The organism is Streptomyces sp. (assembly GCF_019510245.1).
In the GTDB taxonomy this organism is placed as follows: domain Bacteria; phylum Actinomycetota; class Actinomycetes; order Streptomycetales; family Streptomycetaceae; genus Streptomyces.
The window spans coordinates 60,941-82,287 of sequence record NZ_JAEKKT010000187.1 but is presented as its reverse complement, the minus strand read 5'-3'; the positions used below and the strand labels follow the sequence as shown (position 1 = coordinate 82,287).

General features: G+C 69.3%; 15 protein-coding genes and 1 pseudogene. 3 read left to right on the top strand and 13 right to left on the bottom strand.

Annotation, left to right across the window (positions count from 1 at the left end):
• The 13 genes from JF597_RS38005 to JF597_RS37945 all read right to left on the bottom strand — a co-directional run.
• On the bottom strand, positions 1–4,779 hold a 4,779-nt coding region (locus JF597_RS38005), incomplete at its 3' end, for a non-ribosomal peptide synthetase (protein WP_294006746.1).
• A gap of 79 nt (positions 4,780–4,858) precedes the next feature.
• Positions 4,859–5,161 carry an acyl carrier protein gene (locus JF597_RS38000; RefSeq protein ID WP_294006758.1) on the bottom strand — a complete coding sequence of 101 codons (303 nt, stop codon included), beginning with the start codon at positions 5,159–5,161 and terminating at the stop codon, positions 4,859–4,861.
• Between the two features lie 70 nt (positions 5,162–5,231).
• A complete protein-coding gene (locus JF597_RS37995; protein ID WP_294006743.1) occupies positions 5,232–6,905 on the bottom strand; it encodes an acyl-CoA dehydrogenase in 1,674 nt (557 codons plus the stop codon).
• The gene (locus tag JF597_RS37990; protein WP_294006741.1) at positions 6,895–8,652 is read right to left on the bottom strand and encodes an acyl-CoA dehydrogenase; all 1,758 of its coding nucleotides are present in this window, start codon (positions 8,650–8,652) and stop codon (positions 6,895–6,897) included. Before JF597_RS37990 ends, JF597_RS37995 begins: the two co-directional genes overlap by 11 nt.
• The gene (locus JF597_RS37985) at positions 8,649–8,858 is read right to left on the bottom strand and encodes a hypothetical protein (protein ID WP_294006738.1); all 210 of its coding nucleotides are present in this window, start codon (positions 8,856–8,858) and stop codon (positions 8,649–8,651) included. The genes JF597_RS37990 and JF597_RS37985 overlap by 4 nt, the downstream gene beginning before the upstream one ends.
• A gap of 943 nt (positions 8,859–9,801) precedes the next feature.
• On the bottom strand, positions 9,802–10,755 hold the full coding sequence (locus tag JF597_RS37980) for a transcriptional regulator (RefSeq protein WP_294006735.1): 954 nt from the start codon (positions 10,753–10,755) through the stop codon (positions 9,802–9,804).
• Positions 10,756–11,127: 372 nt separating this feature from the next.
• Positions 11,128–11,505 (bottom strand): hypothetical protein, encoded by a 378-nt coding sequence (locus JF597_RS37975; RefSeq protein WP_294006732.1) that lies wholly within the window; start codon positions 11,503–11,505, stop codon positions 11,128–11,130.
• A gap of 154 nt (positions 11,506–11,659) precedes the next feature.
• Complete coding sequence (locus tag JF597_RS37970) at positions 11,660–11,872, bottom strand: hypothetical protein (RefSeq protein ID WP_294006729.1); 213 nt, start codon at positions 11,870–11,872, stop codon at positions 11,660–11,662.
• 16 nt (positions 11,873–11,888) lie between these two features.
• A complete protein-coding gene (locus JF597_RS37965; RefSeq protein WP_294006726.1) occupies positions 11,889–12,059 on the bottom strand; it encodes a hypothetical protein in 171 nt (56 codons plus the stop codon).
• A gap of 68 nt (positions 12,060–12,127) precedes the next feature.
• Complete coding sequence (locus tag JF597_RS37960; protein ID WP_294006755.1) at positions 12,128–12,574, bottom strand: pyridoxal-phosphate dependent enzyme; 447 nt, start codon at positions 12,572–12,574, stop codon at positions 12,128–12,130.
• 245 nt (positions 12,575–12,819) lie between these two features.
• Positions 12,820–15,237: an aminotransferase class I/II-fold pyridoxal phosphate-dependent enzyme gene (locus JF597_RS37955; RefSeq protein WP_294006752.1), complete on the bottom strand. Its 2,418-nt coding sequence runs from the start codon at positions 15,235–15,237 to the stop codon at positions 12,820–12,822.
• Positions 15,237–16,130 carry a VOC family protein gene (locus JF597_RS37950; RefSeq protein WP_294006723.1) on the bottom strand — a complete coding sequence of 298 codons (894 nt, stop codon included), beginning with the start codon at positions 16,128–16,130 and terminating at the stop codon, positions 15,237–15,239. Before JF597_RS37950 ends, JF597_RS37955 begins: the two co-directional genes overlap by 1 nt.
• Before the next feature lie 76 nt (positions 16,131–16,206).
• A complete protein-coding gene (locus JF597_RS37945) occupies positions 16,207–17,790 on the bottom strand; it encodes an MBL fold metallo-hydrolase (RefSeq protein ID WP_294006720.1) in 1,584 nt (527 codons plus the stop codon).
• Positions 17,791–18,160: 370 nt separating this feature from the next.
• Between JF597_RS37945 and JF597_RS37940 the strand changes: the two genes are divergently transcribed.
• The 3 genes and pseudogenes from JF597_RS37940 to JF597_RS37930 all read left to right on the top strand — a co-directional run bounded on the left by JF597_RS37940 (position 18,161) and on the right by JF597_RS37930 (position 21,207).
• Positions 18,161–19,291 carry a cytochrome P450 gene (locus tag JF597_RS37940; RefSeq protein WP_294006717.1) on the top strand — a complete coding sequence of 377 codons (1,131 nt, stop codon included), beginning with the start codon at positions 18,161–18,163 and terminating at the stop codon, positions 19,289–19,291.
• Positions 19,292–19,295: 4 nt separating this feature from the next.
• A pseudogene (locus JF597_RS37935) lies at positions 19,296–20,280 on the top strand (beta-ketoacyl-ACP synthase 3); the annotation flags it as partial.
• Between the two features lie 714 nt (positions 20,281–20,994).
• Positions 20,995–21,207, top strand: coding sequence for an MbtH family protein (locus JF597_RS37930; protein ID WP_041132243.1), 213 nt, complete (start codon positions 20,995–20,997; stop codon positions 21,205–21,207).
• Positions 21,208–21,347: the final 140 nt, after the last annotated feature.

The following is a 21,347-nucleotide window of genomic DNA, read 5'->3' as shown; positions in this document are numbered from 1 at the left end:
CACGCCGCGCTCCATCACCACCGCGACCACCGACTCCGGACCCACACCCCGCCCCACAAGCAACCGCGCCAACCGGTTCGCCCGCGCATCCAACTCCCCGAACGACACCTCGACACCCTCGAACACCACCGCCACCGCATCCGGCGTCCGCGCCACCTGCCCGGCGAACAACCCCGGCAACGTCGCATCCACCAGCGGCCGAGCAGTGTCGTTCCACTCCTCCAGGAGCAGGCGACGCTCAGCCGGATCGAGCAGGTCGATCCGCCCGACCCGCAGCTGCGGATCCTCCGCCACCGTCTCCAGGACCTGGAGCAACCAGTCCCCGATCCGCCGCACGGTCTGCGCATCGAACAAGTCCCCCGCCGCCAGGAGCACACCCCGCAAGCCGGCCGGCGCACCGTCAGCGTCGAACGCCTCGCTCAGGTTCAGGTCCAGGTCGAACTTGCCGAATACCAGGCCGGTCGGCACCCGGTCGGCGCGCAGACCGGGCAGCTCCAGCCGTGCCGACTCCGTGTTCTGCAGGGTGAGCATGACCTGGAACAGCGGGTGGCGTGCCATCGACCGGGTCGGCGACAGCTCCTCGACCAGCTTCTCGAACGGGACGTCCTGGTGCGCGAACGCCCCCAGGCTGGTCTCCCGGACCCGCTCCAGCACCTCGTCGAAGGTCGGGTCACCGGACAGGTCGGTCCGCACCACCAAGGTGTTGACGAAGAACCCGACCAGGTCGTTGAGCGCCTCATCGGTGCGCCCGGCGACCGGCGACCCGATCGGGATGTCCGTGCCCGCGCCGATCCGGTTCAGGGTGACCGCCAACGCCGCCTGCAGCACCATGAACAGGGTCACCCCCCGCTCACGCGCCACCTCCAGCACCCGCGCATGCAGCTCGGCCGGGGCGTCCAGCAGCACCTCGTGCCCACGGTACGAGGCGACCGCCGGACGCCGACGATCGGCCGGCAGCTCCAACTCCTCCGGTGCCCCCGCCAACGCCTCCCGCCAGTACGCCACCTGCCCGGACAGCACACTGTCCGGGTCCTGCTCGTCGCCGAGCAACTCCCGCTGCCACACCGCGTAATCCGCGTACTGCACCGGCAACGGCTCCCACACCGGCGCCGCACCGCCCAGCCGTGCCGCGTACGCCTCCGACACATCCCGCAGCATCGGCCCCGTCGACCAACCATCACCCGCGATGTGGTGCATCAGCACCACCAGCACATGCTCCTGCGGCGCCACCGCGAACACCGTCGCCCGCAGCGGGACCTCCGCCGACAGGTCGAACGCGTAACCTGAGGCCTCGGCCACCGCACCGTCCAGCTCTTGCGGCGCCACCTCGACCACCGCAAGCTCGAACCCGCACGCCTCCACCGACAGGACACGCTGATACGGCTCACCATCCACCGCCGGCAGGACCGTGCGCAGCACCTCGTGCCGCCCGATCACGTCGTTGAACGCGGCCGCCAGTGCCTGCCGGTCCAACTCTCCGCTCAGTCGCAGCGCCACCGAGGCGTTGTAGGTGACGCTCGGACCCTCCAGCTGCCCCAGGAACCACAGGCGGCGCTGCGCGAACGACAGCGGCACCCGCTCCGGCCGCTCCGCCGGCACCAGCGCCGCACGCCCTTCGGTGACCGCCGATTCGGCCAGCCAGGCCGCGACCCCGGCCGGCGACGGCACCTCGAAGAACACCTGGATCGGCAACTCGACGTTCAGGACCGTCCGGATCCGGCTGATCAGCCGGATCGCCAGCAGCGAGTGGCCGCCCAGGGTGAAGAAGTCGTCGTCGAGGCCGACCCTCTCCACACCCAGCACCTGCGCGAACACACCGCAGAGGATCTCCTCGTGCACCGTCGCCGGACCGCGGCCGACGGCCTTGGCGGTGGAGGACAGATAGTCCGGAGCAGGCAGGCCGGCGCGGTTCAGCTTGCCGTTGGCCGTCAGCGGCAGCACGTCCAGCACCACCACCGCGGAGGGCACCAGGTACCCCGGCAGCCGCTCGGCCAGGAACACGAGCACGAGCTCACTCAGTCGCGCGGCGTCAGCCGTCTGCGCGGCGGCGGGAACGACGTAGGCGACCAGGCGCTTGTCGCCCGGGACGTCCTCGCGGACGACGACGGCGGCCTGTGCCACCGACTCGTGCGCGGCCAGCACCGCTTGCACCTCACCCGGCTCCACCCGGAAGCCGCGCACCTTCACCTGCTCGTCCGTACGGCCCAGGTGCACCAGTTCGCCGTCGGTGGTCCACCGCACCAGGTCGCCCGTCGCGTACATGCGCTCGCCAGCCGGGCCGAACGGGCAGGCCACGAACCGCTGCGCGGTCAGACCGGCACGACCCACATACCCGCGCGCCACCTGCGGACCGGCGACGTACAACTCACCCGCCGCACCGACCGGAACGGGGCTCAGCGACCCGTCCAGCACGTAGGCACGGGTGTTGGCCACCGGCACCCCGAGCGGCACCACGCCATCGGCAACCGGCTTCCGGTCGAGTCGGCCGGCTACCACGCCGATGGTCGTCTCAGTGGGCCCGTAGTGGTTGAACACACCACGGTCACCGGCCACTTCGAGCAGTGCGTCGACCAGCGTCGGCGACGCCGCCTCGCCGCCCAGCACCAGCACCCCGGCCGGCATCAGGGCGGCCAGGCCGGCTGCCGCGCCCAGCGCCGCCAGGTGCGAGGGCACCACCTTCACGAAGTCGATGCGGTTCTCCGCCAGGTACTGGGCCACGGCTGACGGATCGGTCACCGCGCCCTCCTGCAGGACGTGCAGTTCACCGCCGGTCGTCAGGCTCGCGAACACCACGGTGTTACCGAGGTCCGTCACCGTGGGCTGCAGCAGCGCATACCTACCGCCCGGCGTACCGAAGCCGACGTGTCCTGGCACCGAGGCCACGTAGTTCGCGAGCCCGCGGTGCGTCACAGCCACGCCCTTGGGCTTGCCGGTCGAGCCGGAGGTGTAGATCACGTAGGCCAACTGATCTGCCATCAAGCCGAGTTCCGGTGCAGCCGTGGGTCGTGCGATCAGCTCGGCCAGCACTGTCGGGTCATCCAGGGCGATCGTGCGCACACCCTGGGCTGCCAGCTCCCCGATCAGCGCCGCTTCGCCCAGCACGTGCCCGGCCCCGCTGTCGGCCAGCAGCTGGTCAAGCCGCTGCGCCGGGTACGCCGGGTCCAGCGGCAGGTACGCCGCCCCCGCCTTCCACACCGCCAGGATCGCCTCGATCGCCTGCAGGCCGCGTGGCAGGCACAGACCCACCAGCGACTGCGCGCCGACTCCCTGGGCGAGGAGGTGGTGCGCCAACCGATTGGCTCGCGCGTCCAGTTCGGCGTAGCACACCGCCGCGCCGTCGGCCACCACGGCAACCGCCTGCGGCGTCGCGGCCACCTGGGCCGCGAACCGCTGCGGTACCGGCAGGGCCTCGCCGGGTACCACGGTGTCGTTCCAGGTCTCCAGCACCAGCCGTCGCTCAGCCGGGTCGAGCAGGTCGACGGTGCTGACGCATGCGGTGGCCGGAGCACTGCTGAGCCAGTCCAGCACGGCCAGGAACCGGCGACTCACCGACGACGCCGCCTCGGCGTCGTAGTACTCGCGGTTCATCTCGATGATGGTCTGCACACCGCCCTCGGCCGCGTCACCGAGCACATCGATCTTCAGGCTTTCGGCGGGCCCGCTTGCCAGGCCGGTCCGGGTGATCGCGCAGTCGCCGAAACCGATCCGGCGGTCGGCCACCATGACGTCGACGATCATGTCGTACAGCGGGGTGCCGCCGACCCGCTTCAGGTCCCTGAGCAGGTCCGGGTACTGGTAGCGCTGGTGACGCAGACCGCTGTGGAGCGCTCGCTGCGTCTGCCGCGCAAGCTCCTCGACGGACATGCCCGGACGGACCCTGAGCCTGATCGGCATGATGTTCGCGGTCATGCCGGGGATGCCCACCTCACGCATGCTCGTGCGGCCACTGGCCGACACTCCGAGCACGACGTCCTGCGCCCCGGTGGACCGGTGCTGGTAGACGGCCGACGCGGCGATCACCAAACCGGCGAAGCTGACCCGAAGCCGCTTCGCGGTAGCCCGCAGCCCAGCGGTCGCGTCGACTCCGAGATCCTGCTGGTGGGTCAGCGATCGGCCGGCGAGGCGCCGCCCCTGCGGCCCCTCGGACGCCGTCTCCTCCTCATGGTCCGAGAACGTCTCCAGCCAGAACCGCCGGTCCCGGTCACGCTCCTGCGAACCCCGGTAGACCCGGTCGGTCTCGATCAGCTCCGACACCGACCGCAAAGCACTCTCGGCCGGATCCCCACCCGCCCGAAGCACCCCGTACACCTGGGACAGCCGCTCAGCGAACTGCGACAGACCATTGCCGTCGAGAACAATGTGGTGAGCACGCTGGTACCACAGGAAGCGATCCGACCCGAGCACGAAGAACGCATGCCCCGACAGCGCCCCACCCACCAGCTCCACCGGCGTGTCCAGATCAGCCTGGATCCACTCCTGTGCCACCGCACGCGGATCAGCCTCCCCCCGCAGATCCGCCACGTGAACCGGAACCTCTCCGGCATCCCCCAGGAACTGCCGCGGCGTCCCACCCTCCACACACAGGCGCAGACGGAAAGTCTCCGCCTCCTGCACTGTGCGGCGCAGCGCACGCACGAAGAGATCCGCGTCGAGTTCGCCGTGGATCTCCGTGCAGTCACCGATGTTGTACGCCGGATTGTCAGGCGCGAGCTGCTGCGCGTACCAGACCCCCAGCTGGCCGGACATCAGATCCCACGGACCCTGTGCGGAGGCACCCATTCTCGTATCCCTCAATCGATCGACGCACTCTGGAAGAACAAAGGCAGGACGCTGAACCACGGCACCGGGACCGCGCGAATCAACCAAACCGACCCAGGACTCCGTCGGACCCCGCCGCCGGCGAACAAAAGTGCACTAAGAGCCCTGTGGGCCTTGAAGGCCCGGAAGGCCCCTCAGGTCGACGGCAGTTCGGCCACCAGGCCGGAGCCGCAACCGTGTCGACGTCCCACACCAGGGTGGGCTCCACGGTCACACCCAACGTGTCCTCGATGTCCCCGCACAACGCGAAGGCGTACACCGACTCCAACCCGTACTCGGCGAGCGAGACACCCGGATCGATCTCCGCCACCGGCGTCTCCAGGTAATAGGACACCCGCTCCATCAACCACCGCTCGATGTCCTCACCCGACACCCGCACATCCACTACCCGATCAGTCATCGAACTCCCTCTCTCATCCGGAAACATGACGTGCGGACAGGTCGAGGAGCCGCCCGTCCTGGAAGCGCTCGACAGCGATGTCGAACAGCGCCTGCTCGGCACTCGCGCGCTCGTCCGGAGTGAGCACCGGGGCGCCACCGAGGCGTCCGGAGAGCCGGTCGAGGATCCCGAGGAGCGCCGCCTCCTGCTGGCGGTCATCGCCGCGCCAGACCGCGAGCGCGGCGGCGGCGGCGAGCAGCACCGTGTACCGGTCGGCCACCGCGTAGGCCTCCGGAGAGGCCCCGACCGTGAGGTCGGAGGGAGCCAGTGCGGCGCACTGGTCGCGCAGCGCGAGCACCTCGTCCCTGAAGCGCACTGCAAACCGACCGACAGGGCTCCCGGCCGACTCGCGCTCGGCGGTCTCGGCCAGCACGCCGATCAGCCCGTCACCGGACAGCATGCCGACGGCGAGCTGGTCGAAGTCCAGCGGCGGCAGATCCGCGCCGAGGTCGAACAGCTGCTGAGCGGCGGCCGGGTCGGCCAGCCAGGACTTCCGCGCCAGCCGGGGCAGTTGCGGCAGGATCAGCACCAGGCAGGCGGAGCGCGAGATGTGGGCGAAGGTGGCCGGAGCGGCGTCCCTGACGAGCTTCTGGAACATCGCGTAGGAGCCCTCGCGGAGGTAGCCCTGGGCGCCCATGACCGCACGCAGATCCTCGAAGGCGTCCAGTACGATCCGTGAGGTCAGGTACTTCACCGCCGGTGCGTAGAGCAGCGTGGCCTCCGGCGCCAGGTGGAGCGCCCGGAGTCCGACGCCGCAGAAGGCGTCGACGGCCAGCAGGTCGGCGTAGGCGCGTGCGAGGGCGGCGCGCACATAGGGCAGGTCGGCGGCGAAGCCACCGTAGAGGCGCCGCTCGTGCACGCACTCCAGCGCCAGACGCAGCGCGGTGTCCAACGGCCCGACGAGGATGGCTGGAAGCACGACTCGGCTGAGCTGGTAGGCGCGCAGGGCGTTCTCGATGCCCTGGCCGGGCCGGCCGAGCATCGCGTTGCCGGGGATCGGGCAGTCGGAGAACCGCAGTCCGCCGAGTTGCACTCCGTTCATGCCGGAGCTGGGGAACCGCGGCAGATCCAGCACGCGGTCGGCCGGCAACTCGCCCCGGGTGACGAAGAACTGGCTGTGGCTGCGGCTGCCCGCGACCTCACTGGTCCGTGCGAAGAGCACCATGGCCTCGGCACGGCGCAGATTGGTGACGATCTCCTTGCGCCCGGTCAGCAGCCAGCCGTCGTCGCTCGGAACGGCAGCGCACTCGGCGTGCGCGAAGTCGTTGCCGTGGTCGAGTTCGTGGAAGGCGGCCGCGATCCGGCCGCCCCCCAGCAGGATCTCGGCTGCCTTCGTGCGCTGCTCGTGCGTGCCGGCGGACCAGATGTTGACCGATCCGAGGAGGGAGCTGAAGCCGTAGCCGAGGCCGAGGCAGGGGTCGCGTCGCCACAGCGCCCGCTGCACTTCGGCAAGCCGGTCGGCCCGCACCAGTCGGCCACCGTACGCGGCCGGCACGAACTCGGCGTTCATGCCGTAGGCCTCCAGCAGGCGTTCGCCCTCGGCGAGCATCTCGTGCCGCTCATCGGCGGCGAGGATGGCGGCGTAGCCGACCGGGTTGTCCGCGTCCCGTGGGTTGCCGAACAGCGCGTCCAGTTTCTCAGCGCTCACGCGAGTCCTTCCCCTGCTGAAACGATCGCGGCGCCGGCGCCCCGAACGGGGTGACGGGGGCACCGGTGGTCGCGGCGTCCACGATGAGACGGGCCAGCGCGCCGTCGAGCCGGTCGTCGCCGGGCGCGGCGACCGGCTGCGGCACTCGCAGTACCGCAGCGAGCCTGGCCAGCAGGGCGCGCAGCGCCGCCCGCACCCAGAGGCCGTCCTGCCACAGCGGCTCCGCCGCATGCTCGGATTCACCCGTGGCCCACAGGTGCAGGCAGGCCGCACCCGCGTAGCAGAGCTCATAGGCGGCAGCCAGCTCGTAGGCGGCCATGGCGGGGCGGGCGGCGGGCGCCACGTCGGCCATCTGGCTGTGCAGGTAGTCGGCCATGGCGCCCAGTGCGACGGCCTGGTCGGCGAGCCCGGTGGGAGCGGGCCGGCCGCCGATCGACTCGACGAGTGCGGGCAGTGCTTGGACGACCGAGCATCCCTGCCGGGACACCATGGTCAGTGCGCCACGGTCGACGGGTCGGACCGGGCCGCCGGCCGAGACGGCTTCGGCCAGTCCGGCCGCATCGACGGTGCCGGTGGCGAAGCCACGGACAAGCTTGGGGAACTGCTGCACCAGGGCGGCGCGGTTCACCGGGGTACTGCCGTCGAACACGGCCACGATCTGGTGGTCGCGCCACACCTTCTGGAACGCACCGTACTCGTAGACATCGGAGAGGAAGGAACGTGCGCCGAGCAGTTCGGCGAGTTCCCCCAGCGTGGCGTCGACCAGGGTGGGCGCGAGTGCCTTGGCGGCCGCCGAGGTCACGCTCATCTCCGCGGTGAGGCTGTGGATCGAACGGGCGGCGACCAGCGCGGTCGCCTCCGTAGCCGTCAGTAGCCCGGCGCTGCGGGCCAGGACCGAGGCCGGGAAGGGCCGTTCGGCAAGCGGGCGCTTCTGAATGATGCGCGCCCCCACGAACCGGGCCGCGAGTCGCAGTGCGTGCTCACCGGCGCCGAGGGAGATGGCGGTGCACATCGTCCGGGTGAGCTGGAGCGCGAGCAGCACCGTCTTCAGGCCGCTTCCCTCCGGTCCGAGCAAGGCGTCGGCCGGCAGCAGCGCACTGTCGAACTCGATGCCGGAGATGTCGATCCCGCGGATGCCGTGGGTCAGCACCTTCGGCAGTGTCCGCCAAGTACCGGACTGTAACGCTGACTTGTCAACGAGGAAGAGGCTCTGCCCACGCCCGGAGCCCTCCTGGCCGGTGCGCGCCAGCAGAGTGACATGGCTCGAGCGGGTGGCGTTGTTGATCGGCCACTTCACGCCGTCGACACGGTAGCCGTCGGGCTCCGCCGTGGCGGTGACGGAACCGCTCAGCAGGTCGGCACCGTGCTCCGGCTCGGACAGCGCCCAAGCCACCGGCGAACCTGACATCACCGCGTCAGCGGTGGCCCTTGCCTGCTCCGGGTTGCCGGCGATCCAGATCGGGGCCACGCCCAGGTACGTCTTGGCGTGGGCCGTCAGTGCACTGATGTCACGGCGAGCGACGATGCGCCAGAGCCGGATCATCTCCTCGTGGTCGGACAGCGCGCCGCCCCACTCGGTCGGCACGTAGTAGGCCGACAGGCCCCACCCATCGAGGCGGGCACAGAAGTCCGCGGGGAACTGATCGTTCTCGTCGAGTTCCACGGACCGGCGGGCCGTCTCGTCGAGCGGGCCCAGGGCTTCGTCGAGGGCGGCCGCGATCGCGGCGCCCGTGCGGGTGGCGGTCACCTGAGGTCTCCCGCCGCCAGGCGCCGCACCTTGGGGTCCAGTTCGCGCGACGGGGTGAGCCGCACCGGCTTCGTGAAGCTGAGGCTCTCGTCGTCTTCCTCGGCGGTGCCACGGGTGATGGTGAGAGCGGCATTCTCCGGGTGACGCGCGATCCGCGCGTCGAAGGCAGCTCCCAGGCTCTGGTAGCCGCCGAGATCGAAATCCATGCTGTTCCCCTAGGCTGCTGCTCCGTCGGTCACTGTTGTTCCGGGGGTGCGGCGCACCGTTCCGGCTCCTACGTCAGCCGAGATGCGGCCGCCTCGCGTCGCCGTCCAGGCCGGACTACTCGCGAAGCGCACATCAGCGGCATCGGTTGCGTCGGCATTAGGGATCATGGCGGGGCCCGCCGACCACTATGCCCCAACCCTCGACGCTCGGTAAGTGACAGGAGTGCACGCTGACCCTGAACAGCCAGATGGTGCACAGGTGCTGGAATGCAAGGGTGTGCGGTCCCGGACGAGTGCGCGCGGGTGTCCAACTGCCGCACACACATCGGTTGAACATCCGGTCGCCGGCGAGCGGGGCCGCATCCCTCGAGCCGATGCCAAGCCATCACTCGTGAACAGCCCTGCTTTGACGGTCCGTTGCCATCGGGTCCGTGGGTGACTGCCCGACTCGGAGGTATTCATCCCACCTGTGTGGCGACGTCACCGTCGTTCAGCGGGGCTCTGCCAACAGGATGTAGAGGTCGGTCTCGCGATACCCGCTAACCTGCCGCACCTCGGTCCGCATCCCATGGCTCATGAACAGCTGGTCGACGACGGCGAGTTGTCCGCCCGTGCCGACCGAGCTCCGCCGACCGGGCCAATCGGGCTCGGTGACGTACGCGTCGTACGTGAGTTGCGCGCCTCCTCGACCCGGCTGCCCTGCAGTCCTGCTCGGCATGGAGCTTCGTCGAGCCGGAGCCGGCGCAGCAGTGCACCGGGCGGCTCCGACAGGACCTTGCCTCCGGCAGCTGGGACGAGCGGCACGGCCACCTGCGGCAACAGCCCTACCTCAACGGGTCGCTCGTCCTGCTCCGCGCCGCATGACGGCAGCGCCCCATCGGCTCCCCTGCCGGTCTGTGCCGGGCCCGCGCGCGACCGCCACGACAGGCCCGGCACTACTCGGTCAGCCGGTCGCCGCCTGGTCCACCGCGCGAACCCGTTCGTCCAGTTGCTGCGCGAACTCCAGCCAGGTCTCGGCGCACTGCCGGGCAAGGTCCACCACCAGGGCGCCGCAGTGCGTGGGCACGACCTCGGTGAGCTCGGACCATTCCTTGACCCCCATCGCGTTCTGCTGCAGCAGGCGCAGCAGTTGGCGGCCTTCCTCCTTGTGGCGCAGCGACGGGTCGCGCAGTAGTTTCTCCAGCACCATGGCCGGGTCGGACCGCATCAGCCGCATTTGCTGGGCCACGGTCGCTCGGGTCCGCTGGGCCGGGAGCACCACGCCCATGGCGCCGTCGCCCGCCTGCTCGGTGGCCGACGCCTCCCCGGCCGCCAGCCGGCGCCGGACATCGCTGACCGTCGCCGGGGAGAGCCCGGCCAGCCTGGCGACCTCGCGCAGCGAGGCCTCCGGGCGCTCGGCCAGCAGCTCCGCGGCCCGACGGCGCCCTTCCAGGCTGTTCAGCGGACGGACCTTGCCGTCCCGACCGACCCTCACCTGCAACTGCGGTCCATCCGCGGTCTCAGCCACCCGGCGGCGAATCGCCGCCACCGCCTTGGCACCCAGCCCCGCGGTCCGCGCGATCGCCCGGTCGGAAAGGTGCGGGTGCGAGGTCACGATCCGCTCGGCTGCTGCCCGCCGGTCGGCCAGGGAGAGTGGCAGACCATGGGTGACATTCGCCTCGACCGCCTTCAGGAAGGCATCCGCACTGCTGCCGTCGAAGAACTCAACCTCGATGGTCAGTTGGCCCTTGGAAACCGCGGCCAGCAGCCGGTGGGTCCCGTCGATCACGCGCATGGTGCGCCGCTCGACCAGGATCGGCGGAAGCGGGCCGTCCAGCTCCGCTAACCTGGCGATGTGCTCCTCGTCCCGGCCGCCGGTGCGCGGTGACTCTCCCAACTGCAACACGGCGGCCGGCACCACAACGGTCGATGTCAGGTCTCTAACAGTCCGCCTCACGTGCTCCCCCTGATTGTTGTCGGCTCCGAGCTGGGCCCAGGCGCGTGTCGATACTCCACAGGGGCGTCCCGTCGAGGTGCGTACCAGGTCCCGAAGGCTCGCTCCGCGAATCACCGCCAAGGTTCGAAGCCGGCCCTCAAGGAAACGTCCCAGCCAAATTCCAGTGACTCGATCATCACTTCCGCCCCATGAACTGTCGAGGGGTCACAACCAGCTAGCCGTGTATGGCTCGTCAATTGGCTTGAATCACGCATTGAATGACCAACATTCCTTCACCCAGCCCGTGGTTCCTCCCGTGACACCAGTCCGCGTCGGCGCGGGCAATGGACCCACTCATGGCGTTTTGAGCAACGCGACTACACCCTGGATGGTGTAACGAACGATAAACTGATGGGACATCAGCAGCCCTATCCGATCGAGTGTCCACTGCGAATCGTTCGGCCCGTGCCCTGCGGCACCCTTGGCGAGTTCGTCCTCCGGCTCGGTGAACTCCGCCTCGCTCAGCAAGCGCTGCACCGATCCGGCGTGCACAAGCAGTCGCCTGGTGATGACCGCTTTCTCCTCTCCCCGGGCGAACCCCTCGGCCGCCGCCCTTCGTATCTGCCCCCGGAATGCCCGCCGCCCTTCGGTCAGGCCTCCTCCCTGTACATACCTCACAGACAGGAGGTATAGCGCCTGAAACGGCCGAAGGCACAAATCCAGCGACATCACGCATTCAACGCGACCTGCACAAGGCGGGGTGCCCGCCGATTCCCGAGCGCATCCGACCCAGCGAAGCACGGTGGGCATTCCGGTCAAGTACGTTGCGGAACAGGGAAGTTCCTTTGTTCTCTGATTGTGTGGTGCAACATGAAAGGGTGCGGGGTCATGGCGTCACCGTGCCGAGCACTGTGGCGAGGACCACGCCTTCCTCCACGTGAATGACACGGAGGGTCCCGGGTCGCAACTGCTGGCCGGCGTGCCTCAGGTGCATCACCAGCCCGGTGCCGGTCGGGAGCACCGCGATGGCGAACAACAGCCGCCGCGCCCGCGCCGCCCAGGACGAGCCTGCCTCCACCGTCGCTTCCACCGTGCTCACTTGGCCGCCCTCCGCTTCAGGTACCTGGCGCGGCTGGGGGTGGGTAGACCGAGGCCAGGTAGCGGTAGCTCTCGTCCGGGAGGATCACCATGCAGGTGCGGTCCGGGTTGTGCTCGGCCCACCACTTGGCGACCAGGTAGGCGGCGCCGCCGGCGGGGCCTTGGAAGAGGGCGTGCCGGGCATGCACTTCGCGGGGGGCCTCGATGCCGGAGCACCAGTGGCCTCGTCGAAGACGGTGTGGTCGAGGCCGGCGGGCTACAGGCTGTTGCCGATGCCGCGCAGCTGCCGCGGCCCGTCGGGCTGGCCGAGCAGCAGGCTGCGGTGGCTGTCCACACCGATCGCCCGGGTCTGCGGGGTGTGCTCGCGCAGTGCCCGGGTGTTGCCGCACATCGAGCCGCCAGAGCCGACCGGACCGACCAAGCAGTCCACTGTGCCGAGTTGGTCGGCGAGCAGCTCGGCGATCACCCGGTAGGAGGCCGGGTTGTCCGGGTTGCTGTACTGCTCGGGGCAGAAGCTGTCCGGCAGTCGGACCGGAGCTCCGCCAGCCGGCGCAGCCAGGCCTCCTGGAAGTCGCCGACCTCGGCCGGCTCGGGGCAAATCTCCACCTCGGCACCGAGGCCGGTCAGCCGGCGGTACAGGTTGTCGTCGATCGCCGGGTCGCTCACCAGGAATCAGCAGACGGCCCATCAGGGCCGTCTGCATGGCCAGGGCGAGCCCGAAGGTCCCCGCAGTGGTCTCCACGGCCACGGTGTCCGGTCCTCACTCCCGCGCTCCTCGGCGCGTCGCAGGATATGGCAGGCGGGGACCACCTTCATCAGGGTGAATGATGCAGTACAGGGTGGGGCCGAGCCTGATCAACTTGGGCAGAAGCATCGCCTCGGTGATCGACTAGCAGGTGCGGGTGGACGCCGGCATGGGTAGCTCCCTCGGGTTCGGGCGCGGACGGCTCAGTCGCGGGCCGTCTGGGACTGGGACTTGATGAAGTGCGCCAACCGCTCCGTCCCGTCGGCTATCTCCTGGTGCGTCAGGTAGCTGACGGACAGCCGGACGGCGTGCTCGCCACCGCCGTCCGGATAAAAGTATGACATCGGGGTCCAGATCACACCGAACTCCTCCGCCGAGCGGATCAGCGCCGCGTTGTCGGCCTGGAAGGGTACGGTGAGGCTGAGGAAGAAGCCGCCGGTGGGCTCGTTCCAGCGCACCCCGAGGGCTTCCCGCTCGGCGGCCGGGAACTGCTTGGCGAGCTCCTCCAGGGTGACCCGCATCGCGTCGCCGTAGTAGGCGGCGGTCTCGCCGTTCAGCTCGGAGGTCCGACCGTCGGCCGCGAGCAGCATGCCCGCTACCACGGCCTGGCTGACGGCCGAGGTATTCACCGTGATCATGCTCTTGATCTTGGTGAGCTCGTCGGCCAGCAGGCCGGTGCGGCCGTCCGCATCCACCACCGTCTGGTCGGCCACCACGTAGCCGACCCGGGCGCCGGGGAAGAGCGTCTTGGAAAACGATCCCAGTTGCACCACCCGCCGGTGGCGGTCCAGGGACTTCAGCGTGGGCAGCTGCTGCCCCGGGCTGACCATCCGGTACGGGCTGTCCTCCAGCACCAGGATGTCGTGGCGCTGCGCCAGGTCGAGCAGGTCGAGCCGGGTCTGCAGCGGCATCGTGGTGCCGGACGGGTTGGAGTGGTCGGGGATCACGTAGAACGCCCGGGGACGGCGGCCGCGGGCCTGCTCGGCCAGGATGGCCGCTTCCAGATCGGCGCAGTCGAAGCCCGACTCGCGCTCGGCCACGGCGGTCGGGGTGACGTCCAGCAGTCGGGCCGCGCCGGTGATCCCCACGTAGCAGGGGCTGGAGACCAGCAGCACGTCCTCGGGTCCGGAGATCAGCGCCCGCACGGCGAGGAACATCGCCTCCTGGCACCCCACCGTGACCACGATGGACTCGGGGGCGACGTCGGTGTTCTCGTCCTTGCGCAGCGAATCCGCGATCAGCTCGCGGATCTGGCCGCTGGTCGGGCCGTACTGGAAGAGCGCGGAGCGCACCTGTCCGGGCGAGGCGCCCTGCGCCTCCAGGTGGTCAAGGTAGCGCCGCAGATGGGTGAAGATCTGCTCGGTGTCGAAGAAGCCGTCGTGCGGGCGGCCGGGGGCGAACGAGATCGCCTGCGGATAGCGGGTGGTGACCTCGTTGAGGAAGTTCATGGTGTCCAGCACCGGGTCACTGACACTGCCATGCAGCTCGGCCTTGCGCAGCCCAGCGGCCGGCGTGCTCCAAACCGCGCTCGGCGCCGGGGTGGCTTCGGGTTCCGCGCCGACCAGGGCAGGACCCGCCTCGGCAACTGACGGGGTCCCGGTGAGTGCCATGGCTTCGACCAGCTCCTCGGTGATCAGCTCCAGTAGGTGCGCCGCGCCGTTCTCGCCACCGACCGCGAGGCCGTACAGCACCGGACGGCCCAGCAGCACCGCGTCAGCGCCCAGTGCCAGGGCGGCCAGCACGTCGGCACCGCGGCGGATGCCGCCGTCGACCAGTACCGGGCACGCACCGCCGACCGCCGCGGTGATCTCGGCGAGTACTTCCAGGGTCGCCGGGACACCGTCCAGTTGGCGGCCGCCGTGGTTGGACACCACGATCCCGTCGACCCCGGCGCGCAGTGCCGCCCGGGCGTCGGCCCCGCTCAGAACTCCCTTGACCAGCACCGGGAGTGAACTGATCTCACGCAGCCAGTCGATGACCGACCAGTCGAGCGCGGGATCGAACTCGGTGAGCGCATGTGCGCTCGGGGAGGCGTAGTCGCCGCCGGTGAGGTTGGCCGGCACCATCCCGTCCGGCAGCCGGAAGTCGTTGCGCAGGTCGCGCAGCCGGCGGCCGAGCCGGGGGGCATCCGCGGTGAGCACCAGCGCCTCGAAGCCGGCCCGCTCGGCCCGTTCCACCAGCTGCCGGGTGGTGGAGCGGTCCCGGAAGCAGTACACCTGGAGCCAGAGCGGCGCACTGGCGGCCTCGGCAATGGACTCGAAGGTCCGGCCGGCGAAGGTGCTCACCACCACCGGCAGGCCGGCCTGGCCGGCGGCCCGCGCGGTAGCCACCTCGCCCTCCGGATCAGCCAGGGTGTGGTAGGCCATCGGCGCCACCGCTATCGGCACCGGCCAACTGTGTCCCAACACTGTGGCCTTGGTGTCGGGCGCCCCGGATCCGGACAGCGCCCGCGGCCGCAACCGCACCCGGTCGAACGCCGCCAGATTGGCCGCCAGGGTGCGCTCCTGGCCGGCACCACCGGCGATGAAGTCCCAACTCCCGTGGTCGAAACGGCTCCTGGCGGCTTCCTCGTAGTCCTTCAGGGTGAACAGGCCGGTGGTCTCGGGGCGTTCGGTACCCATCACGAAGTCAGCCGATCGAGCTCCACCGCTTCATACAGGGCACGGATGTCGGCGCTGCCGGAGCCTCGCGAACCGTTGCGCTGGATGAGCTCGAAGAAGAGCGTGTTGCGCGGGTAGGGCGAGCGGGTGAAGACCTGCAGCAGGTCACCCCACTCATCGTGGTCAGCCGGGACTTTGGTCTCGCGCAGCTCCTCGACCTGGGCGTGCAGACCGCCGAGCCGCTCGCCGAGCCGCTCGCCGAGCCGCTCGCCGAGCATGTCGTAGTAGCTGTCTGGTGTGTCGAGCAACGCGACACCCCCCGAGTCGCTGTGCACCACGATGGAGTCCATCGCCTGGGCACCGACCGCAACATACTCCGAGGAGTAGCGGGGGAAGCCGAAGACATCACGGTAGAAGTCGGCGTACTTCTCCAGGGTGCCGCCCTCAAGGCAGACCGCGATGTGGTCCAGGCCGGTGACCCGACCGGTTGCCGCCGTCGCGGTGACCCGGGGCGCGGGAGACCAACTACGACTGCCGGGAGTGCCGTTGACCAGCCGATCAGTCGGCAGCGGGGCGTGCACGACATCTCCGAAGCCGGACACGACCGGCAGGCCCTGCAAGGAACGCGTCACCGTGGCGCCGGCGGAAGCCGCCGCCACGGCGGTCGCCGCCACGGCGTCACAGGTCAGCGCGGTGTCGACGATGCCGTCGCCGTGCTGCTCCAGGAACCTCACGATCCCCCGCCCGGAGGTGACCACCAGGCGAACCTCACCCTTCTGCAGGAGCACCGAACTCCGCTCCGGTTCAACCGAGTCGGCCACCCGGATGAAGCCCATGGCGGACACGAAGTAGTCGACGGCCGGCACCGTGTCTCTCGTGTACAGCTCGACATAGCCGATGTCGTGCACAGCCATGGAAGTACCTCCAACAGGGCTGGGAACAGAATTCGGTGAGGGGGTTCGCCTGGGGCCTGCGGTCAACCGCGGGCTGCTACCAGCGCCACTCCTGCTGCTTGAACAGGTGGCCGGCCGGGATGTCGTGCTCCTTGCACCAGCCGAGGAACTCCTCGATCTGCCTGATCTGGTAGGTGTCCGGAGTGTAGGTGGTCGCCATCACGTGGCCCAGCCAGTCCTCCTCGCCCATCGCGTAAACGTAGGCCTCCTTGGCGCCCAGCTCGACCATGATCGCGGCGGCCTGCTCGGCGTTGGAACCGGACAGCTTGCGGGAGTTGCTCATCTTCTTGGTGACCGGGATGGTCAGCAGCGCCTGGTAGAGCCAGGTGAGCGGGGCGCCGTCGCACTCCATGCCGAGGAAGGCGAAGTCGGCGGTGCCCAGGTGGCCCTTGACGTAGCGGTAGAGCTTGGGGTCGATGCCGGAGGAGTCGGCACCGATGAAGACCTTCTTGCCCGCCAGCTCGGCCCAGTAGGTCGACTTGGCGCGGATGTCCAGGTCGCAGTGCTCGCCCAGGAACGGGGTGGCGGTGATCTTCCCGCCCGGAAACTCGACCTCGTCGAAGTCGTCGACCTCCACCACGTCGAAGCCCTGGTGCTTGAGCATCAGCGCGATCGACGGGTCGGCCAGGTTGCCGCGGGAGTAGCGCGGGCAGACGATCTTGCCGACCCGGCCGCGCAACTGCAGCAGGGTCTCCATGACGATGTGGTCCTGGTGGCCGTGGGTGATCAGCACCAGGTCGATGTAGTCCGGCAGGTCGTCCAGGGTGTAGCGGTCGTCGGCGTCGCTGTCCGCGCTGATGAACGGGTCGGTGACGATGGCGGCTTCGGGGGTCTGCAGCACCAGGCAGGCGTGGCCGAAGTAGCGGATCCGGCCTCCGGACTCGATGTGGCGGTCCTCGTTCAGGGCCGGAGTCTCGCTCAACATGGTGCGCAGCACGGCCGCCTGCTCGTCGTTCAGCTCCAGGGCCTCACGCAGGTGGGCCAGCGTGGTCGGCTTGACGCGGGCCTTGAACAGCTCCGTCAGACCGGGGTGCCGGAACGGGATGTCCAGCTCCAGCACGTCCTCGGAGGGCAGCCGCGGGGTGCTCAGGATGAACGGGCGCTCGATGCCGGTCTCGAAGGAGAGCTGCACCGACTGGCGCGACTCCTGGTAGTACGGGCTGTGGTAGAGCACCGGCTCCAAGAAGCGCAGCTGCGCCTGGTTGTCGGTGTCGTAGGCCAACTCGACCAGACCACCCAGCTCCTCCGGCAGCTTCGGGTAGAGCGGGGTCAGGTCGAAGCCGGTGGCGTTGGCCCGCAGGATCTCCTGACCGGCGGCGATCGCCTCGGCGAACTTCAGCATGTCGGCCCGGTCCCGCTTGATGGCGGCGAGCAGCTCGCGCACCTCATCGGCGCGCTCCTCCGGGATGTTGATGAAATAACCGCCGCGCAGCTCCGGATTGTTGCTGGCCGCGACATGCACCTGCGGGGACTGCAGGTACGACTCGAGCAGCGGGACATGCAGGAACGCCAGGTTCATCGCCGCCTGCACCGGCGCCATGGTGTGCGGCTGGGCGACAAACCTGTCCACCAGCGGCTCGATTATGACCTTGGACCGCAGAAACAACTGCTCATCAGTCATCTGCACCCCTCCTTCCCAGGAAAAAACGACACCATCAACAAGGCAGCCGACGATTCGGCGTACCTCAGCCCGGAATAATTCCATCCGGCCAGGGAACATAGCCTCCCGGCGCTGAAGAGATCAACATGCCTCAATGACTCGGGACACCGCTCGGCAGCAGTGTTCAAGTGCGCTTTGCGGCACTTGAACAGGCCGCTCGGACGACCTGGAGCGGGCGGCTCGGCAAGCCTTGACGCTGTGCGAAACAGCATGCCACCGTGAATTCAACCCTTAGACCCCTGCGAGGCATCGCGTGCAAAGCAAGCCGATCGAGCCGCCACCGCTTATCAACCTGGTCGATCCAGAACTCTATTCACATGGCGACCCTTTTGTGCAGTGGCGGTGGCTGCGCGCCAACGACCCGGCCCACTGGCACGAACCGGCCGAACTGCCCGGCTACTGGTCGCTGACCAGGTACGAGGACGTGCGAACCGCCTACCGCGATCACGAGACCTTCAGCTCCGCACACGGAATCCTGCTGCGGCCCGCCGACCACGGAGTCGACCCCGGGGGCGGCCGCACCCTGGCCCTCACCGATCCGCCGCGCCACCGCCAACTGCGCGGCGTGGTGGACGAGTGGTTCACCGTCCGGTCGGTCCGGACACTCGAGGAGGAAATGCGGGACATTGCCCGCGCCGTGGTAGACGGCGCCTTGGCACAGGAGTCCTGCGACTTCGTCGCAGAAATCGCCGCACGCATTCCGCTGTATGTCATCTGCAAGATGATGGGCATCCCAGAGTCGGACTGGCATTATCTGTACGATCTCACCAGCAAGGCATTCGCCGATGGCGACCCACTGACCCGCCGATTCGCCCACCTCGACATCATGGGGTACTTCGAGAACCTCCAGGAGGAGAAGGCGGCGGATCCGGGCGACGACCTGGTGAGCGCACTCGCCACCGTCGTCATCGACGGTGATCGGCTCAGCCCGGACGACATCATCCTGAACTGCGACAACCTGCTCGTCGGGGGCACCGAGAACACCCGGATCTCAGCGGCCGGCGGTATGCTCGCCTTCCTCCAGCACCCCGAGCAGTGGGACATCCTGCGAGCGGACCCGAGCCTGCTGCCGTCCGCCGTCGAGGAAGTGCTGCGCTGGACCTCGACCGCTACCCACATCATGCGCACCGCGGCCAGGCCGATCGGGATCCACGGCAAACGGATCGAGCCGGGCGACCGCGTGGTGTTCTGGCTCCCGTCGGCCAACCGCGACGAGACGGTGTTCGACGATCCGGACCGCTTCGATGTGCTGCGCAAGCCGAACCGGCATCTGGCGCTGGGCTTCGGCGAGCACTTCTGCCTCGGCAGCGTGCTGGCCAAGTCCGAACTCCGCCTAATTTTCGGCGAGTTGCTCAACAGCAGGGTCGACATCGAGCTGGCCGGAGAGCCGAAACTGCTGGAATCGATCGTCGTCAACGGCCCCGAGTCCCTGCCGGTCCGCCTGACGCCGCGGGGCGCGTGACCCGATGTCCACGGCAGAGTCCACCTCATCGTCCGGGAACCGCCGCGACCGGCCGGCCTCGGTCCTGGCCGGCCTCGGCACCTGCCTGCCCAGCACCGAGATCGACAACGCCGCGCTGATGGCCCAGCTGGGCACCACCGACGAGAGGATCCGCAGTCGCACCGGCATCGCCGCACGGCGCCGGGCGGCCCCGGGGTGTCCATGCGCGACCTGGCCGGCGAGGCCGACGCCAACGCGCTGAGCTCGGCGGGCCGGCGAACGGTCGGCGGCGTGGAGCTGACCACCACGACACCGGACCGCCCGTGCCCGGCCGCAGCGCCCGAGGTCGCCCACCGCCTCGGCCTGGGCCAGGTCCCGGCGTTCGACATCTCCACCGGGTGCAGCGGGTTCGTCTACGCCACCACGGTGGCCAACGGCCTGATCACCAGCGGCGTCGTCGACGGCGTCCTCATGGCGTCCGAAATCTACTCCCCGATCGTCGACCCGACGGACCGCGGCACGGCCGTGATCTTCGGCGACGGCGCGGGCGCGGTGGTGCTGCGCCGCGGCACCACCGCGGCGCAGGGCGCGCTGCTGGCGTTCGACCTCGGCGGTGACGGTTCGGGCCACCACCTCATCCAGGTGCCCGGCGAGCTCGAACAACCCGACGGCCCGCGCTGGTTCGGCGTGGCCGGCCGCAAGGTCTACCTGCGGGCGGTCGAACAGATGGCGCTGTCGGCCTCGCGGGTTCTGAAGGGCTGCGGATGGAGCCCCGGGATGGTCGACGCCCTGGTGCCGCACCAGGCGAACGGCCGCATCATCCAGGCGGTGGCCGAGTGACTCGGCGTACCGTCGCGGAGCGCGGTCTGCGAGATCGCCCGCACCGGCAACACCTCGGCCGCTTCCGTCCCGCTGGCGCTGACCGCCGCGCTGGCCGCCGGCCAGCTGGCGCCAGGCGCCGCACTCTCACCGCCTGCGGTGGTGGCTTGAGTTGGGGTCCGGCAGCCCTCACCTGGCCGCTTTGGTTTTCGGCGAGGGCATTTCGGGTCAACTCGTCGACGGTAGCCACGGAATTCAGCAGATACATGTGGTCGCCGGGCAGTTCCGAGTGCTGCACCCCCACGGTGGTCCGATCCGCCCACGCGAGCCTGTTCCAGTGCATTTTCGTCAACCGGACCCTGGAGGCGGAAAGCAAGTGGAACGTTGTATGTCGATCCCCGTGGATCGATCTGCGGGGCCGGCCATACACGTTACTGCCCACGCGTTCGGCGGAGACCACTATAAATCACCGGCATGATCGTTCATTTTCGGGGATGACCTTATTCGGCGACAGGCACGAGCGGGGAATTGTCCGTCGCACACAAGAACTCGGGGCGCGGGGATCGGGGATCCACTCGCGCCCGGAGGATTCTCCGTGCTGTTGCTCCGGCGACAGCATCAGGCTAATCCCCCCGAATGAACCAACAGATGGGTGGCTTCTAAAGCTGACGAGACTGGCACGCTCCGCCGCGGCCACCTTGGCACCATGCGCGACCCGGATCAAGACCGACCGCAGATGGTGCGAAGTGCCCTGTTCAACCGGCGCCGGGCCGCAGTTAGACGGGTAATCGGGGCCACGGCATGCTCGGTGCGGCGGTTGTTTGACTCCGACTCGGCACCCTGGGCCATATTGGGTCGCGGTGTGACCGGACGGTCCACATCATGCCCGCAGGAAGGACGACGTGATGACGAACCCGTTCGAGGACCCTGACGCGAACTACCTGGTCCTGGTCAACGACGAGGGCCAGCACTCGCTGTGGCCGGTCTTCATCGAGGTGCCGGCCGGCTGGACCTCGGTGTTCGGCGAGGCTGCGCGGCAGGAGTGCCTTGACTACATCGAGGCGAACTGGACCGACATGCGCCCCAAGAGCCTGATCGCTGCGATGGCCCAGAGCTGATCGGCCTACACCCCCGTCGGCGCCCCCGGAGGCCGCTCCCCTCGTGGAAGCGGCCTTCGGGGGTGTCGCGACCGGGCGCCGACTCCTTACGGTCGGATTCCGACGACTGGCGGGATCCGGCCCGCCGGGTGGTCAGGCGC